Below are 17,177 nucleotides of genomic sequence, written 5' to 3' on the forward strand. Positions count from 1 at the left end.
CATGAAACGTTGGTGGAGTGGGGAGCGGTCGGGACGGTCCCGTCCGCAGGGGTAGAAAGGTGTGATCCATGTCACGTGTTCTCTCGACCGACGAGGCGAAGTCCGCGATCCAGCAGATCCAGTCGATCGTCAACGGCGGCCTCGCCGATCAGATCAGCCGGCTCGACGCACAGGGGCGGACACTGTCCGATCCGAACGTCTGGGACGGTCCGCTGGCCTCGCAGTTCCGCTCGTCGACCTGGCCGGAGACGAAGTCGGCCCTCGAGAAGGCCAAGCAGGAGCTCGAGGAGCTGCGCAGCCAGCTGGCGACGATCTCGCAGAACATCTTCGCCGCCGGCGGAGGGAGCTGACCGGCCGTCTCGCCCCTGCGTGCTCCGGCGAGCGGGGGCGGGACGTGCTCGTCGTCTCCGCGCTCCTTCCTCCGCGCACCTCCATCGGTGCGTCTCGGAGTGATCGGAGCGCTCTCGAGGAGGACGCGCCGATCGACTCGGTGGCGGAGGCGCGATCACCCGCCCGAGGGCGCTGATCAGCCGCCGTCCGCCGGCGTCGGCGAGACCGACTGCACGAAGTGGATCTCGCCGTCGAGGCTGACGAAGCCCCGGCCCACCGTGGGCGGGACGGGGAAGCGCCGCGGGATCTGCGCGCCGAGGAGAGTGCCGTCGTTGTCGATGTCGGGCTGGAGCAGCAGCACGGAGCGGGAGGCCGCCGCCTTCTTCGTCCAGTTCCCGAAATGGCTGCGGAGCTCGCTCGACCGGCCGGCCAGCACGACGCAGAGTCCCGGGCGACCCGACGAGACCAGCCTCATCAGCGCCTGGTCGGTGTCGTCCCAGCGCTCGGCGTCGTCGAGGAGGAGCAGCACGGGGCCCTCCTCCGTCGACAGCGACGCGAGGAGGGTGCGGAGCTCCTCCGCGCCCACAGCGAGTCGGTCGAGGTCGGCGCGCCTCAGCGGGGAGCGTCGATCGCACACTCCCCAGACGGCGACCGAGCCGGCGGCCCGCGCCGCCTCGGCCAGGGCGAGCAGCACGGTCGACTTGCCCGATCGGGCGGGTCCGGCGATGACGACGTGCTCGCCCTCGAAGACCTGGAACGCCAGCGGGGCGAGGTCCGACTCGCCGAGGCCGATCGGGAGCAGCCACGGCTCGCGATCGAAGCGGGCCTCGATCCCGAGCGCGCTCACGGCGACCCTGTCAGGAAGCGTGCCGACCGTGCTCGTCCTGCCGCGCGCATCCGGCCAGGCGGCCGCGAGCTCGGCGATCGCGTCGTCGAGACCGGCCCTCGGAGTCGCGACCTGCGTTTGCAGGAGCGACGAGGTGAGAACGCAGCGCCCCGGCACCGCTGCCGGCGCCTGCACCGGCTTCACCCCGGCGGCGGCGTAGTCCTGCGGGTCGGCGAGGCGGAACAGCCACTTCTGCGTCGTGACCTCCTCCATCACCGAGGGGATCGCCCTCGCCCGGGTGCTCGTCACCGCGAAGTGCAGGCCGAGCTCCGGTCCGTCGGCGTAGGCGCGGGTGAACGCCTCCATCAGAGCCAGGCCCTCCCAGTCCTGGAACTCGTCCTTCAGAGTGGCGAGACCGTCGACGAGCACCAGCGCACGACGGTGGCCCCCGGGCGATGCTCGGCGCCGGCGCACCTCGTCGCGCAGGTGACGGAGGAACCGGGTCTGCTTCTCGTGGGATCCGCCACCTGCGCCGATGTAGGAGACGGTGTGCGGGAGTCGCGCAAGCGGGGCGGAGTCGCGGGAACCGGCAGCGAGGACGTAGAGGTCGAGCTCGTCCGGGGGGAAGTGGCGGGCGGCCGTCAGCGCGATCGACGCGAGCGCCGTGCTGGTGCCGCTGCCGGGGATGCCGATGAGGAGCAGGTTCCCCTCGCCCAGATCCCAGCCGGTCGGCGTCCGGCGCTGCCGGTCGGGGTCGTCCGAGAGTGCGACGTGCAGGACGTCGCCGACGACGCGACCGAGGTCGGACTCCTCCGCACCGAACCCGCTGAGGGCCACGGTGTCCTCGAGCGGCTCCGGCCAGATCGGGCGGGGAGGGCCGAAGCCCGAAGCGACGTCCGCCTCGACCACCGCGTCGATCAGGAGGTCGAGATCGGTCGGGGCCGTCTCGTCGGCGGCGACCGGGGAGGGGCCCTCGACGGGGACGCCCGTGGGTCCGACCGGGCGGACCTCGATCGCCTCGACGGCCGCCGCCTCCGCGCGACCGGTGACCAGCGCCGTCTGGACGGGCGAGATGTCGTTCTGGCCCCGCTTCACGTACGCCCGGCCGGTCTGGGAGCGGGAGATCCCGGCCGCGCTCGCGACTCCGATCACGTCGGCGGAGTCGTCCCGGCTCTGCACCCGGAGGGCGACGCGGAGGTTGGTGTTGGCGAGGATGTCGTCGTTCACCACTCCGGCCGGACGCTGGGTGGCGAGGATCATGTGCACGCCGAGCGTCCTGCCGACCGCGGCGACGCTCACGAGGGACGTCAGGACGTCGGGATGCTCCTTCGCGAGAACGGCGAACTCGTCGACGACGAGCAGGAGCCGCGGCATCGGCTCGGGCGGCGAGGTGGCCCAGTACGCGTCGAGGTCGTCGACACCCTCGCCGGCGGCGGCGAAGAGCCGCTGACGACGCCGCATCTCGGCCTGGAGCGAGCGCAGCGCGCGGTCGGCGAGCTGGGCGTCGAGGTTGCTGATGGTGCCGATCGTGTGCGGGAGCCGCTCGCAGGACGCGAACGCTGCACCCCCCTTGAAGTCGATGAGCACGAAGGTGAGGCGCGTCGGATCGTTCCAGGCCGCGAGGCCGGCCACGAAGGAGCGCAGGAACTCGCTCTTGCCCGAGCCCGTGGTGCCGCCGACCAGGCCGTGCGGGCCGTCGGCGACGAGATCGAGCACGAGCGGACCGTGCTCGGACGAGCCGACGGGCGCGCGCACGCCCCGGGCGCTCGACCACCACCCCCGGACGTCCGCGGCGGTCGGACGATCGGCGCCCAGGAGCGGCGGCAGCCGCACGAGCGCGGAGAGGGCCGCCCCCGCGGTGACGAGCTCCGGGTCCTCGAAGCGCGCCAGGTCGCGCGCACAGCGCTCGGCCGTGGAGGAGGCGAGACCGGCGAGCACCACGTCCTCGACGGTGATCCGCTCGTCGGGCCGGGAGAGGAGCGCCGAGGCGTCCGCTCCGACCCGGACGACGACCGTGCAGGAGGCGGGGAGCTGCTCCTCCGACGCCGCGAGGACGAGGCCGGAGATCCGGGTCGCCGCCTCGCGCTCGCCGCGGCCGAGTCCGAGGAGTTCGCGCGCCGGAGCGGCGCGTCCCTCGGTCAGCACGTCGGAGTCGAGCACCAGGAGCACGCGCGGCGAGTCCTCGTCGCGGAGGGCGCGGAGGAGCTCGGAGCTGCGGTCGCGCCGGTCGGAGAGGCGGCGTCCGCCCCCGGCCAGACGCGTGTGGGGGAGCCAGGAGGCCCAGCTCCAGTCGGAGTCGCGTCGCCGGTCGCAGAACACCCCTATCGCCAGGTCGGCCGGACCGCAGTGGACCGCCGCCTGGCAGAGCAGGCTCCTCGCCAGAGCGAGGCCGCCCTCGCGGTCGCCGACGATCCCGACGACGCCCGAGTCCGCGAGATCGATGGACACCGGCGCGCTCGGGACGACGCTCACCGCGAGGATCGCGCGCACCTCCTCCTCGAGCCGCGGCACTCCGCGCTGATCGAGCGGGGGAGACCACGGGACGTCGCCGACGCCGATGTGCAGGCGGAGCACATCGGCGGAGGTCGCGCGCCGCTGCCACAGCGACGTGGCGGGCAGCGCCGCCCGGCGGATCGTCGTCGCCGGGTCGGGCGCGTCCTCCTCGAGGCGGGCCCGTTCGACACGCGCGGAACGGGCGATGTCGTCGCGGAGCGTCTGCAGCGCCTCGACGTAGCGCTGCTCCTCGGACCGGGTCGCTCGGGCGTGCCGGTGCCGCTGCTCGAACCACATGCCCACCCCGGCCACGGGGCTGAGCGCGGCGAAGAGGGCGTAGCGCGCATCGCCCAAGATGAGGACCATCGCGAAGGCGAGGACGAGCGGCGCGGCGACGGTGATCACGCTGAAGGTCGTGGCGGAGGCGATCTCGAGGCGGGCCGGCGGGACGACCGCCTCGCCGGCCGCCGGACGTCCCGGTCGCGGCGGCCGGTTGAAGGGAACGGTCGCCGTCGCGGTGACGTTGTCCGTGCTCCCCGGCTCGGGCGCGAGGAGCTCGGGAGGCGCGGGGCGCAGTCGGAGAGCCGCCCCACCGGCGATCACGACCACGGCGTCGGAGACGAGGACCCCGTCCCCGGTCGCGGAGACGCCGTCGACCAGGGTGCCGTTGGTGCTGTCGGCGTCGTGCACCCGCAGGCCGTCGCCCTCGCGGGTCACCGAGAAGTGCTCCCAGGAGGCGCTCGCCGTGTCGAGGACGACGTCGGCGTGCGGGGAGCGGCCCACGATCAGCGCGCGGGCCCGCGGGATCTCGACCACGGCTCCCGCGCCGAGACCGCCCGACAGCACGGCCGTCCACCCGCGGGCCGCGGCAGGTCGGGGCAGGGGGGAGCGGGCGATCCGCGTTCCCTCGAGCAGCAGCAGATCGGCCAGCCGGGTCTCCACAGGGTGCAGGACGGTGTCGACGGCGAGGGCCGTCCCGGGCGGGAGGCGGTGCCCGGTTGCGGTGGCGATCAGCTCGCCGAGTGTCGCGGAGTCGCGGTGGCGGCCGAGGTCGATGTCGGAGCGGGTGCCGTCGAGGTCGAGGAGGAGTCGCACCGGGGGCTCACGGTCGGGGCTGTCCGGCGAACCAGAGCAGCGGCGGGTCGGCGGGCCGCAGGCCGAGGCGCTGCGGCGAGGAGTGGAGGGGGAGTGCCGGGGCGTCCAGAGCGTGCGCGGCGCCGAAGTCGAGCGGCGGACCGGCGAGCCCGTCCGCCGGTCCGATCGTGGATCCCCGGAGTGCGGCGGCGACCGCCGCGGGTTCCCTGCTGCCTGCGACGGCCGCGGCTCGCACCAGCGCCACGACGGCGTCGTGGCTGGGGGCGTCCGCGACCGCGGCGAGATCGCGGAACGCGCGGTCGCCGAGGAGGGTCGTCCGCGCGGCATCGTCGGCGGTCATCCGCACAGCCCCCAGGAACGCGGAGGCCGCGCGCCCGCGCTCGTCGCCGCGGAGAGCGACCGCGTCGCCGGAATCCGTGCCGATCGTCGTCAGATCTCCCGAGAGGGTGCCTCCGGCCGCGGCCAGGGCGGGAGCGAAGGCGGGGCTCAGCGCGTCGGGCGTGAGCAGGATCGGGACGGACGCCCCCGCCGCCTGCAGAGCGGCGACCGCCGTCGCCTGCGCAGCGGCGGAGCCGGACACGACGACGCGCTCGACCGCCAGCTCGCCCTCGAGGTGCGGGCGGGCGGCGCTGACGATCACGTCCGCGGTGGCGCCGGGATCGGCGGTCACCGTCGCGGCGGGCGAGAGACCGGTCGGGGTGCCTCCACCGGTGTCGACGAGGAGTACCCGGGCGCCTCCGCCGGCCTCCTCCACGAGTGCCGCGTCGGCCGAGGCGGTGTCGGGTCCGAGGGACCAGACGCCGTCGCCGGGCAGGTCGGGGCCGCCTCCGTAGGGGAGGACGGCCGCTGTCCCCGCGGCCCGAGCGGCGTCCACGGCTGCAGCGGTGTGGGTGCCGTGGGCCGCGAGGACGAGGCCGGACACGCCCTGCCCCGTCAGCTCCTCGACGGCGGCGCGGGCACCCTCGGGCGTCCCGTGGTCGTCGACGGCGACGAGACCGATCTCGCAGCCGCCCATCGCTGACCGGTGCGCGGCGACGACGGCGCCGTTCGCCGCGTCCTTCCATTCCGCGCCCTCGCCCGGAGCCGAGCTGAGCGAGACCACCACCCCGAGCGTCATCCGCTCGGGCACCCGGGCGCACGAGAAGCCGACCGGGAGAGCGGCGACCTCCGTCATCGGGGCGGACTGCGGGGGCAGGAGGGAGACGAGGGCACCGCTGACGCCGAGGAGGGCGACGGCGCCGCCGATCAGCATCGGGCTCCGTCGGGCGGTGCGGGGGTGCTGCGCCGCGCGCCTGCCCAGGCGGGTCATCGCTCGTCCCCGATCCGGAAGGAGTAGACCGTCCGGGTCCGCGTGCCCTCGGGCAGGTCGAGGTGGAACGCGGGAAGCTCATCCCCGGCGCGGAGGGAGGCCCTCTCCTGGGCCTGCGCCAGCAGGATGCCCGAGACGTCCTCGGATCGCACCGCGGCGTAGCCCCGTGCGCTCTGCGAGGCGAGGGCGAGCTGCACGTCGGCGGTGCCGACCTTCGCGGCACTCGTGGTCATCGATCCGAGCAGGCCGGAGCCGCCGACCGTCCGGTCGCCGAGGTCCAGGAGCACCTTGTGCAGATCGGCTGCGAGGAGCGCGGCGGCCGCGTCGGTGTCGCGGGTCGAGGCGTCGATCGTCGTCGCGATGCCGGCCAGGGAGGCGCGCGTCCGCTCAGAGACGGCCCCGCCGATCCGGGCCTCCGCGGTGCGGAGAGCCCGGTGCCCGGCGTCCACCGTCGCTGCACCGTCGGAGCGGATGCCGGAGGAGGCCGTGCGCAGGCTCGAGACCGACCGGTCGAACATCGCGACGACCGCGTCGGCGTCGGCGCCGGAGCGCGTCGAGATCCGCCGCACCTGCTCGTAGAGGAGTGCGGTGACCGCGGATGCGGCTGCCGTGTCCGCCTCGGCGAACGCATTCTGTATCGCCGGTGCGAGAGCGTCCTGCTGGGCACCGAGAGCGTCGATGCGGGTGCCGAGTGCGTCGCGCTGAGCGGTCAGCGCGTCGACGCCGGTGCGGAGGGAGGCGAGCAGGCCGGTGAGGCGCGTGTCGTCCGAGCCGGCCGTCGCGCCGGCCTCGGCCACGCCTCCGCGGACCGTGGCGAGCGCGGCGCGCAGGGCGGCGAGGTCGGCGCTAGCGCCGGTGCTGCCGACGGTGGAGGCGACGGCGGTCCACGCGTGGACCTGGTCGCTCAGCCGGTCGGCCAGGGGGGCCGGATAGCCGTCGGGAGCGTCGAGGCGGCCCGTGCCGGAGCAGGGCGTCGCGGTCAGGTAGGCGCGGAGCTCCTCGACGGAGCCCCGGGTCTCCTCCACGGGTGCGCGCGTCGGGCGCCCGGTCGGCGTGGGTGCGGCAGCAGGGGACTGTGTCGCCGGCGACAGCTCGCAGAGCCGATCGGCCAGCTCCTGGTTCTGCGCCGACAGCGACCCCGTGCTGGTCGGCGTGCCGAGCTCGTCCAGGGCGGTCGTGGCGGCGGCGCCGACCGAGGCGACCGTCGTCTCCAGGCCCGCGGTGTCCGCGTCGAGCTCGTCCAGCGTCGCCGACAGGGCGGCGAGCGCCCGGGTGACGGATCCCTCCGGGTCGGCCAGGGTGTCCACCGAGGCCGACGCGGCGTCCACCCTGCTCGCGAGGGCGGCGAACCCGGCCTGCACGCCGTCCATCAGCTCCGGCTGCAGGGAGTCGACGAGGTCCTGCCCGCGATCGAGCATCCCGAGCAGCACGGTGTCGACGGCGGCTGCGGAGGCGGCGAGGGAGCATGTCATCGAGGGTGCCGTGCAGGTCTCGGCGGAGGGCTGTGCCGGCCCCGCGGCAGCACGGAGAGCCGCGACGACCTCGTCGCGGCAGGACTCGGCCGCGGTTCCGTACGCGTCGAGCTCGGCCGTGAGCCGTAGCAGCTCCGAGTGGATCGAGCCGGTGCGGCCGCCGTCGACGGCGAGTCCGCATCCGCTGCCCGAGACCGTCGGCGGCGGCACCGCGGCCGATGTGTCGCCCAGCATGGCGTCCACCGCGTCGATCGCCTCGGACAGCTGCGCCAGCAGGCCGGACTCGGTGCCCGAGACCGTCGACGACAGCTGCGCCCGGAGCGCGCCGAGCTGCCCGGAGAGGCTCTGCATCGAGGCCGCCGTCGAGGCGGCGCCGGCCCGCAGCTCCTCGGCCGTGCGGACACCGAGAGTCTCGGAGGTCGCGTCGAGCGAGGCCCGCACCTCGGCGACGGTGGTGCCGGCCTGCGTCAGCAGGTCGTCCACCGCGGTGACGACCTCGATCGTGCGGCGCTCGAGGGCGAGCGGCGAGGCGTCGGAGGAGTCGAACGCGGCGCCCAGCGCCCCATCGGTGGTCGGGTCGGTGCTCAGGCCGGGCTGGACCGCCAGGTCGAAGGCGGGGACGGAGAAGTCGGCGACGTCGGCGACGAGGGTCAGCGTCGCCGTCGCGCCACCGCCCGGGGGAGCGAGGAGAGAGGCCCACTGCACGACGGCGTCTCCGTGCTCGTCGCGGCTGAGCACGCCGTTGGTGACGGCACCCGACTCGCTCTCGGTGACGACGCGACTCGGCGGGACGCCCGGCAGGACCGCGGAGGCTGCGATCGTCAGCGGAGCGCCGACGAGTGCGCTGCGGCGGGCTGCACGACCGGCCGCGTCGAACGCGACCTCCTCGGGCCGGACCGTCAGGTTCTCCACCGCGAGCGAGATCTCGATCCGACCCGAGCGCCCGGCGAGCTCGGCCGGATCGGTGCCCGAGGCGTCGGCGATGCGCCACGAGGGCCGGACACGGACCGGCAGGTCCGCGGAGACCTCGGCGGGATCGTAGACGGTGGTGGTCGCCGAGGTGTCGGACGGGTCGTCGCCGACGCCGAGGGCCGTCCCCTCGATCGCACGGACACCCCCGTCGGACGAGACGGCGACGGACACCGCCTGCAGCACCCTGGCGGCGGTGAGCGCCGGCTCCGGTGGCGTGCAGCCCGCCAGCACGGCGGCCACGACCGCGATCGCCGCTGCGGCCGTCGTCCTGCGAGCATTCGAGCGCACCCTGACCACCCCTCGTCCCGACGGGGCACCGGGCGGTGCCGCTCACGTCGACATGAGAGATGCTCGCAGATGAGCGGAACCCCGAGAGCCGGTGGCGCACGATGACCCGCACAGCGCGCCCCGGGGTCAGACGAGCTTCAGCTTCTTGCGGAGCGCCTGCACGTGCCCGGTCGCCCGGACGCCGTACTGCCCGAACTCGAGCGCTCCCTCGGCTCCGACGACGAACGTCGAGCGCAGCACGCCGACGACGGTCTTGCCGTAGAGGCTCTTCTCGCCCCACACCGCGTACGCGCGGTGCACGGTCATGTCGGGGTCGCTCAGCAGCGGGTACGCGATGCCCTGGGCGTCGGCCCAGCGGCGCAGTGCCTCCGGGGCGTCCCGCGAGATCCCGAGGACCTCGTAGCCGGAGTCGCGGAGGGACGCCGCATTGTCGCGGAAGTCGCAGGCCTCCGTGGTGCAGCCGGGGGTGTCGGCCTCGGGGTAGAAGAACAGGATGACGCGCCGTCCGCGGTAGTCCGCGAGCGAGACGGGCTCGCCGTCCTGGTTCGGCAGCGTGAACTCCGGAGCGGAGTCGCCGGCGGCGAGGCGCGCCTCGGCGGGGAGGGGGGAGAGGTCGGTCATCGTCTGCTTCCGTCGGTCGTGGCGAAGGTGGTCAGGAGGCGCTGGAGCGAGTCGAGGCGCTCCGGTCCGCTGGCGCCCAGCAGTCCGCCCTCGACCGCCTCGATGATGGCGCAGTCGGGGGAGTCGGGCAGGTGCGTGCAGCCGCGCGGGCAGTCCCGGGCGATCACGGCGAGGGTCGTGAACGCGCCGAGGATGTTGTCGGTGTTCACGTGGCCGAGTCCGAACGAGCGGACGCCGGGGGTGTCGATCACCCAGCCGTGCCGGTCGCCGCGCTCCACGCGCAGCGAGACGGTGGAGGACGAAGTGTGCCGGCCGCGGCCCGTCACCGTGTTCACGCGCCCGATGGCCCGGTGCGCGTCCGGGACGAGCTTGTTCACGAGGGTGGACTTGCCGACTCCGGAGTGCCCGACGACCACGGTCTCGTGGCCGAGGAGGGCGTCGGCGATCTCGTCGACCGGCGGCTCGTCCTGGCTCGAGAGGAACACGCGGAGGTCGAGCCCCTCGAAGTTGCGGAGGAACGGTGCCGGGTCCGCGAGGTCGGTCTTGGTGATGCAGAGCATCGGAGTGATCCCGGCGTCGAAGGCGGCGACCAGGTAGCGGTCGACCAGCCGGGTCCGGGGCTCGGGGTCGGCGGCGGCCACCACGCAGAGCATCTGGTCGGCGTTGGCGACGATCACGCGCTCGATCGCGTCGGTGTCGTCGGCGCTGCGGCGGAGGAGGGTCGACCGCTCGCGGATGCGGACGATGCGCGCGAGCGTCCCCTCGTCGCCGCTGGAGTCCCCGACCACGTCGACGCGGTCGCCGGCCACGATCGCCTGGCGCCGCAGCTCGCGGGCCCGGGCCGCCGTGAACTCGTGCTCCTCGGGCGTCCCGTCGCCGATCATCACCGTGTAGCGACCCCGGTCGACGCCGAGCACCATCGCGATCTCTGCGTTCTCGTAGGCGGGCCTGTTCTTGGTCCGGGGCTTCGTGCCCTTCGGGTTCGGGCGCACCCGCGCGTCCGACTCGTCGTACCCGTCGAAGTCGTCGAGAGCACCGTCGGCGTCGAGGCCGCTGTCCGTCCACCACGACACGGGTCAGACCGATCCGGCGAGGGTCGTCCACAGCTCCGGGAACTGCGGGAGGGTCTTCGCTGTCGTGGCTACGTCCTCGATCACCACGCCGGGGACCACCAGGCCGATCAGAGCGCCGGCGTGGGCCATGCGGTGGTCGGAGTAGGTGCGCCAGCGGCCGCCGTGGAGCTCGGCGGGCTCGATGCGCAGACCGTCCTCGAGCTCCGTGACCCGGCCGCCGAGGCCGGTGATCTCGGCGGCGAGGGCGGCGAGGCGGTCCGTCTCGTGGTGGCGGATGTGGCCGATCCCGGTCAGGGTGCTGGGAGTGGAGGCCAGCGCGGCGAGGGCGGCGAGGGCGGGGGCGAGCTCGCCTCCCTCCGACAGGTCGAGGTCCACGCCCAGGATCTCGTCGCCGCCGGTGACCACGAGGTCCTCGCCGTCGCGCTCGACGCGGGCGCCGAACAGCGGCAGGATCCGCTCGAGGTGCGCCCCGACCTGCGTGGTGACGGCCGGCCAGTGGCGAAGCCGGACGCGGCCGCCCGTGACGAGGGCCGCAGCGAGGAACGGCGCGGCGTTCGAGAGGTCGGGCTCGATCAGCACGTCGGCGCCGGCGATGGGCTGCGGCGCGACGGTCCACTCGCCGTCGGCGGGCGTGCCGACCTCGACGCCCCGTGCCGCCAGCGCGGCGACGGTCATGTCGATGTGGGGCCGGGAGGGGACGGCGCTGCCCTCGTGGCGCAGGTGCAGTCCCTCCTCGAAGCGGGCGCCGGCCAGCAGGAGCGCCGAGACGAACTGGCTCGACCGCGAGGCGTCGACGACGACGTCGCCGCCCCGGACGGCCCCGGACCCGTGGACGGTGAAGGGGAGCGCGCCGCGGCCGTCGTCGGCGACGTCGACGCCGAGCGCGCGGAGGGAGGCGATCGTCGCCCCCATCGGCCGCTTCGCCGCGTACGCGTCGCCGTCGAAGGTGGTGGGACCGAGCGCGAGGCCGGCCAGCGGCGGGACGAAGCGCATCACGGTGCCCGCGAGCCCGCAGTCGATCGTCGTCGAGCCGAGCAACTCCTCCGCGGGCTCCACGACCAGGTCGGCGCCGAAGCCGCCGGTCGAGCCGGACTCCCGGATCGTGGTGCCGAGCGAGCGCAGCGCCTCGATCATCAGGGCGCTGTCGCGGGAGTGCAGCGGCGCCCGCAGCGTGGAGGGCCCGTCGGCCAGAGCAGCGAGCACCAGCTCCCGGTTGGTCAGCGACTTGGAGCCGGGCAGGCCGACCTCGGCGTCGAGAGCGCCGGCCGCGAGGGGTGCGGGCCAGGCGTCGTCGCCGGGGAGCGCACGGGCGTCGCCGTACGGATCGAACTCGGGGGCGGAATAACGCGAGAAGACCATCGGTTGTCAGGATAGTCGGCGCGCAGGGCGTCGTCAGGAGCGTGACGGAGGCGGAGCATGACGGCAGCACCCCCGGTCCTCCGGAGCAGCAGGCCCGTCGCCCGGAGGCGCCCTCGCGCCGCAACCCCGGTCGTCCGCCGCGCCGCCGCTCTAGAATCGCTCGTGATGACTCGCGACGACGAACCCCGCACCACCCCCGCCGACGAGGCTCCCGAGCCCGCCGACGCGGAGCAGACGATCGTGGAGACCGTCGAGGAGTCGCTGGACGACGCCCCGGTCGAGGCTCCCGTCGATCTCCGCTCCCTCTTCGAGCAGCAGGCGCTGCCCTTCATCGACCAGCTCTACGCGGCCGGTCTGCGGATGACGAAGAACCCCTCCGACGCGCAGGACCTCGTGCAGGAGACGTTCGCGAAGGCGTTCGGCGCGTTCCGCCAGTTCGAGCAGGGCACCAACCTGAAGGCCTGGCTCTACCGCATCCTCACGAACACGTTCATCAACTCGTACCGCAAGAAGCAGCGCGAGCCCTACCAGAGCGCGATCGACGAGCTCGAGGACTGGCAGCTGGGCGGCGCCGAGTCGACCACGGCCACCTCCAGCCGCTCGGCCGAGGCGGAGGCGATCGACCACCTCCCCGACACCGCGGTGAAGGAGGCGCTCCAGGCGATCCCGGAGGACTTCCGGCTCGCCGTCTACTTCGCCGATGTCGAAGGCTTCTCCTACCAGGAGATCGCGGACATCATGAAGACCCCCGTCGGGACCGTCATGAGCCGGCTGCACCGCGGCCGGCGCATGCTGCGCGAACGACTCACCGACTACGCACGCGAGCGCGGATTCCGCGCCGCATTCACTTCCGGGAGCACGAAATGACCGACAGCGGCTGCACGAAGGCGAAGGCCGAGCTCGAGGAGTACCTCCACAACGAGCTGTGCAAGGAGGACGCCGCCGACATCCGCGAGCACATGGCGGGATGCGTCGACTGCGCCGATGAGGCGAAGGTCGGCGTGGTGCTGACGGTCGCCGTGCAGCGGGCGTGCAAGGAGACGGCGCCGGAGGACCTCCGCGCCCAGGTGCTCGGCATGCTCCGCGACGAGCACGCCGCGCACTCGCAGGCGCCCGCCCGCCTCTAGGCGCCGCACGACCCGGGGAGCCCCGGCCGTTCGAGACCTCCCGCGCACCGCGGGCCCTCGAAGGGCCGGGGCTCCGTCGTGTCCGGCGGCCTCCGGGTGCCGCGGCACCCGCACGTCGCGCGCGCTCCTGCCGGTCTCTGCGGGCCTGCGGTCAGGCACGGTCCGCCCGCAACGCGACGGGCCCGCCGGAACACGAGGTTCCGACGGGCCCGACCGCGTCGTGCGGACCGCGGGTCAGCGCGTGAGCGCCCGCGACAGCAGGTCGGCCTGCTCGGAGGCGTGCCGCTTGGCCGAGCCGGCCGCGGGGGAGGCCGCGGACGGCCGCGAGACCACGCGCATGGACCGGCCCAGCTTCGGAGCGACCTCGAGGGCCATGAACGGCCAGGCGCCCTGGTTCTCGGGCTCGTCCTGCACCCAGACGAGCTCCGCGTCCGGGTACCGCTCGGCGATGCCGCGCAGCTCCTCGATCGGCGCCGGGTAGTACTGCTCGACCCGCACCAGCGCGATGCCGTCGTCGGGCTTCTTCTCGAGCTCCGCCTTGAGGTCGTAGTGGACCTTGCCGGCGTGGAGCAGGACGCGCTTCACGGCGGAGGCGTCCTGGATCCGCGCGTCGTCGATCACCGGCTGGAAGCGGCCCGAGGTGAAGTCCTCGACCGGGCTCGAGGCTCCGCGGAGGCGCAGCATCGCCTTCGGGGTGAAGACGATCAGCGGGCGGCGGGGCCGGGAGTAGGCCTGGCGGCGCAGCAGGTGGAAGTAGGACGCCGGCGTCGACGGTCGCGCGACGGTCATGTTCCGCTCCGCGCACATCTGCAGGTAGCGCTCGATCCGAGCCGACGAGTGGTCGGGGCCCTGGCCCTCGTAGCCGTGCGGGAGCAGGAGCACGAGCGACGAGCGCTGCCCCCACTTCTGCTCGGCGGAGGAGATGAACTCGTCGATCACGATCTGGGCGCCGTTCGCGAAGTCGCCGAACTGCGCCTCCCACAGCACGAGCGAGTCGGGCCGCTCCACCGAGTAGCCGTACTCGAACGCCATCGCCGCGTACTCCGAGAGCAGCGAGTCGTAGATCCAGAGCCGGGCCTGCTGCTCGGACAGGTTCATCAGCGGCAGCCACTCCTGGCCGTTCTCGCGGTCGTGGAGGACCGCGTGGCGCTGGACGAAGGTCCCGCGGCGCGTGTCCTGGCCGACGAGGCGCACCGGGGTGTCCTCGAGCAGCAGCGAGCCGAGCGCGAGCAGCTCGCCGAAGGCCCAGTCGATGGAGCCGGAGCGGCTCATCTCCTGGCGCTTCGCCAGCAGCTGCTGGAGCTTGGGGTGCACGGTGAAGCCCTCGGGCGGCGTCGTGAACGCGTCGCCGATGCGGGTGACGACCTCGGTCTTCACGCCGGTCACCTCGGGCTCGCCCGGGTAGTCCTCGCCCTGCTGCGCGTCGGGCAGCTCGAGGTCGGCCACGGAGTCGCCGTCGGCGGTGATCACGGGGATCGCGCCGGTCTGCGCGGCGTGGGTCTCGGCGAACGCGCGCTCCAGGCGGTCCTGGAAGTCCTGGTGGGCGCGGTCGTACTCCTCCTCGGTGATGTCGCCGCGGCCGACGAGCGCCTCGGTGTACAGCTTGCGGACCGAGCGCTTGGCCTCGATCAGGCTGTACATCAGCGGCTGGGTCATCGAGGGGTCGTCGCCCTCGTTGTGCCCGCGCCGGCGGTAGCAGATCAGGTCGATGACCACGTCGCGGTGGAACCGCTGGCGGTACTCGAACGCGAGCTGCCCGACGTGGACGACAGCCTCGGGGTCGTCGCCGTTCACGTGGAAGATCGGCGCCTGGATCGTCTTCGCGCCGTCGGTCGAGTAGATCGAGGTGCGGGCCTCGTGAGGGGGAGTCGTGAACCCGACCTGGTTGTTGATGTTGATGTGGATCGTGCCGCCGGTGCGGTACGCCCGCAGCTGCGACATCTGCAGGGTCTCGACCACCACGCCCTGGCCCGCCATCGCAGCGTCGCCGTGGACGAGGATCGGCAGCGTGGTGAAGGTGCCGATGGGCTTGCGGTCCTGCTTGGCGCGAACGATGCCCTCGAGCACGCCGTTCACGGCCTCGAGGTGCGAGGGGTTCGCCGCCAGGTAGACCGGGATCTCCTCGCCCGCAGCACCGCGGAAGGTGCCCTCGGTGCCGAGGTGGTACTTCACGTCTCCGGAGCCCTGGACCGTGCGCGGGTCCTGGGTGCCCTCGAACTCGCGGAAGATCTGACCGTAGGTCTTGCCGGCGATGTTGGTCAGCACGTTCAGGCGGCCGCGGTGGGCCATGCCGATCGCCACCTCGTCGAGGTGCTCGTCGGCCGCGCCCTGCAGGACGGCGTCGAGCAGCGCGATGAGCGACTCCCCGCCCTCGAGCGAGAAGCGCTTCTGGCCCACGTACTTGGTCTGCAGGAAGGTCTCGAAGGCCTCGGCCTCGTTGAGCTTGCCCAGGATGCGCAGCTGCTCGTCGTGGCCCGGCTTCTCGTAGCCGCGCTCGAGCTTCTGCTGCATCCAGGCGCGCTGCTCCGGGTCCTGGATGTGCATGTACTCGACGCCGACGGTGCGGCAGTACGAGTCGCGGAGGATCCCGAGGATGTCGCGCAGCTTGAGCTGGCGCTTGCCGCCGAAGCCGTCCGTGACGAACTCGCGGTCGAGGTCCCAGAAGGTGAGGCCGTGGCTCTCGATGGCGAGGTCGGGGTGCGAGCGCTGCACGTACTCCAGCGGGTCGACGTCGGCCATCAGGTGCCCGCGGACGCGGAACGAGTTGATGAGCTCCTGCACGCGGGCGGTCTTGGAGACGCGCTCGGCGAGGTCGACGGCGATGTCCGTGGACCAGTGGATCGGGTCGTAGGGGATGCGCAGCGCGGCGAAGATGTCCTCGTAGAACCCGCGGCCGCCGAGCAGGAGCTCGTGCACGATCTTGAGGAACTCGCCCGAGCCGGCACCCTGGATGACGCGGTGGTCGTAGGTCGAGGTCAGGGTGATGGTCTTGCCGATGCCCAGCTCGACCAGCGTCTTCTCGGACGCGCCCTGGAACTCCGCCGGGTACTCGAGGGCGCCGGCGCCGATGATGCACCCCTGGCCCTTCATCAGGCGGGGGACGGAGTGGACCGTGCCGATGCCGCCGGGGTTCGTCAGCGAGAGCGTGGTGCCCGCGAAGTCGCCGGCGACGAGCTTGTTGCCGCGCGCGCGCTTGACCAGGTCCTCGTAGGCCGAGAGGTAGGCGGTGAAGCTCAGCGTGTCGGCGCGCTTGATGCTCGGCACGAGCAGGGCGCGCGTGCCGTCGGGCTTGGGCATGTCGATCGCGATGCCGAGGTTGACGTGCGCCGGGGCGACGACCGCGGGCTTGCCGTCGACCTCGTCGTAGAACACGTTCTGGCTCGGGAAGTCCTTGAGCGCGCGGATGAGCGCCCAGCCGATCAGGTGCGTGAACGAGACCTTGCCGCCGCGGGTGCGGCGCAGGTGGTTGTTGATGACGATGCGGTTGTCGATCATCAGCTTCGCCGGGATCGTGCGGACGCTCGTCGCGGTGGGGATGCTGAGGCTGGCGTCCATGTTGATCGCGAGGCTCTTCGCCATGCCGCGGAGCGGGGTGACGACGTCCTCATCCGGCGTCGAGTCCTCGGCGGAGGGCTTGCTCACCGGAGCGTCGGCCGGGATCGGCTGCGCCTTCGGCTGCTTCGACGTGGTGCGGGAGGCGGGGGTCGACTCGGTGGAGGAGGCCGCGGCGGGATGGGTCACGGCGCCTCCGCCGCTCGACGAGACGCGCTCGGCGGCAGCGGCGGGCTTCGAGGCGGCGGGCGCGGGGGCCGCGGCGGGAGCCGGAGCCGGAGCGTCCTTGCCGGAGTTCGCGAGCTGGGCGCCGTAGCGCTCCAGGATGGGCCACCAGGACTCGTCCACCGAGGCGCGGTCGGCGCTGTACTGCTCGTACAACTCTTCCACGAGCCACTCGTTGGCTCCGAAGTCCTCCGCGCCCTGCTCTGTTCCTGCTCCGGTCAACTGGCTCGACACAGCCGATCGCCCACTCTCTCCGTTGATTCGTCCTCGATCATCCGGACGGGCCCGTCGCATCCCTCGGCGCCTGCCACCGCGGCGGAGGAGGTCGTCCTCGCACCAGCGGGAACCGGTGCCGTCGCCTGGTCCCGTCCCGGTCGCCAAGCCTAGCCCCGTTCCCTGCACGGCCGACCCGGGGCCGCGCCGGAGTAGCGTTTC

At 73.4% G+C, this 17,177-nt stretch carries 10 protein-coding genes; 3 read left to right on the forward strand and 7 right to left on the reverse strand.

Annotated elements, in window-relative coordinates; genetic code table 11:
• The first annotated feature begins 68 nt into the window (after positions 1–68).
• Complete coding sequence (locus C5B98_RS00955; protein ID WP_104224124.1) at positions 69–350, forward strand: pyrophosphorylase; 282 nt, start codon at positions 69–71, stop codon at positions 348–350.
• 176 nt (positions 351–526) lie between these two features.
• On the opposite strand, the gene C5B98_RS00960 is transcribed toward C5B98_RS00955, so the two are convergent.
• The 6 genes from C5B98_RS00960 to aroA form a co-directional block, all read right to left on the reverse strand.
• Positions 527–4,744: an FtsK/SpoIIIE domain-containing protein gene (locus C5B98_RS00960; protein ID WP_104327135.1), complete on the reverse strand. Its 4,218-nt coding sequence runs from the start codon at positions 4,742–4,744 to the stop codon at positions 527–529.
• 7 nt (positions 4,745–4,751) lie between these two features.
• Positions 4,752–6,053, reverse strand: a complete 1,302-nt coding sequence (locus C5B98_RS00965) for an ABC transporter substrate-binding protein (protein WP_104327136.1) — start codon at positions 6,051–6,053, stop codon at positions 4,752–4,754.
• A complete protein-coding gene (locus C5B98_RS00970; RefSeq protein WP_104327137.1) occupies positions 6,050–8,785 on the reverse strand; it encodes a hypothetical protein in 2,736 nt (911 codons plus the stop codon). The genes C5B98_RS00965 and C5B98_RS00970 overlap by 4 nt, the downstream gene beginning before the upstream one ends.
• Positions 8,786–8,911: 126 nt before the next feature.
• Positions 8,912–9,406 carry a thioredoxin-dependent thiol peroxidase gene (gene bcp, locus C5B98_RS00975; protein WP_104327138.1) on the reverse strand — a complete coding sequence of 165 codons (495 nt, stop codon included), beginning with the start codon at positions 9,404–9,406 and terminating at the stop codon, positions 8,912–8,914.
• Complete coding sequence (gene rsgA / locus C5B98_RS00980) at positions 9,403–10,479, reverse strand: ribosome small subunit-dependent GTPase A (RefSeq protein ID WP_104294955.1); 1,077 nt, start codon at positions 10,477–10,479, stop codon at positions 9,403–9,405. The genes bcp and rsgA overlap by 4 nt, the downstream gene beginning before the upstream one ends.
• 3 nt (positions 10,480–10,482) lie before the next feature.
• On the reverse strand, positions 10,483–11,838 hold the full coding sequence (gene aroA / locus C5B98_RS00985) for a 3-phosphoshikimate 1-carboxyvinyltransferase (RefSeq protein ID WP_104225496.1): 1,356 nt from the start codon (positions 11,836–11,838) through the stop codon (positions 10,483–10,485).
• A gap of 165 nt (positions 11,839–12,003) precedes the next feature.
• Between aroA and C5B98_RS00990 the strand changes: the two genes are divergently transcribed.
• Positions 12,004–12,705 carry a sigma-70 family RNA polymerase sigma factor gene (locus C5B98_RS00990; RefSeq protein WP_104224117.1) on the forward strand — a complete coding sequence of 234 codons (702 nt, stop codon included), beginning with the start codon at positions 12,004–12,006 and terminating at the stop codon, positions 12,703–12,705.
• A complete protein-coding gene (locus tag C5B98_RS00995; RefSeq protein WP_104224116.1) occupies positions 12,702–12,965 on the forward strand; it encodes a zf-HC2 domain-containing protein in 264 nt (87 codons plus the stop codon). Before C5B98_RS00990 ends, C5B98_RS00995 begins: the two co-directional genes overlap by 4 nt.
• Before the next feature lie 234 nt (positions 12,966–13,199).
• On the opposite strand, the gene C5B98_RS01000 is transcribed toward C5B98_RS00995, so the two are convergent.
• On the reverse strand, positions 13,200–16,976 hold the full coding sequence (locus C5B98_RS01000) for a multifunctional oxoglutarate decarboxylase/oxoglutarate dehydrogenase thiamine pyrophosphate-binding subunit/dihydrolipoyllysine-residue succinyltransferase subunit (RefSeq protein WP_181065418.1): 3,777 nt from the start codon (positions 16,974–16,976) through the stop codon (positions 13,200–13,202).
• Between the last annotated feature and the right edge of the window lie 201 nt (positions 16,977–17,177).

The sequence above is a fragment of the Rathayibacter sp. AY1A5 genome (assembly GCF_002930875.1).
In the GTDB taxonomy this organism is placed as follows: Bacteria; Actinomycetota; Actinomycetes; order Actinomycetales; family Microbacteriaceae; genus Rathayibacter.

What these genes read in the sequence shown, in the direction of transcription:
- bcp (WP_104327138.1), bottom strand. Translation starts at nt 9,406, where the DNA reads ATGACCGACCTCTCCCCCCTCCCCGCCGAGGCGCGCCTCGCCGCCGGC.
- aroA (WP_104225496.1), bottom strand. Translation starts at nt 11,838, where the DNA reads ATGGTCTTCTCGCGTTATTCCGCCCCCGAGTTCGATCCGTACGGCGAC.
- C5B98_RS00990 (WP_104224117.1), top strand. Translation starts at nt 12,004, where the DNA reads ATGACTCGCGACGACGAACCCCGCACCACCCCCGCCGACGAGGCTCCC.
- C5B98_RS00955 (WP_104224124.1), top strand. Translation starts at nt 69, where the DNA reads ATGTCACGTGTTCTCTCGACCGACGAGGCGAAGTCCGCGATCCAGCAG.
- C5B98_RS00995 (WP_104224116.1), top strand. Translation starts at nt 12,702, where the DNA reads ATGACCGACAGCGGCTGCACGAAGGCGAAGGCCGAGCTCGAGGAGTAC.
- C5B98_RS00965 (WP_104327136.1), bottom strand. Translation starts at nt 6,053, where the DNA reads ATGACCCGCCTGGGCAGGCGCGCGGCGCAGCACCCCCGCACCGCCCGA.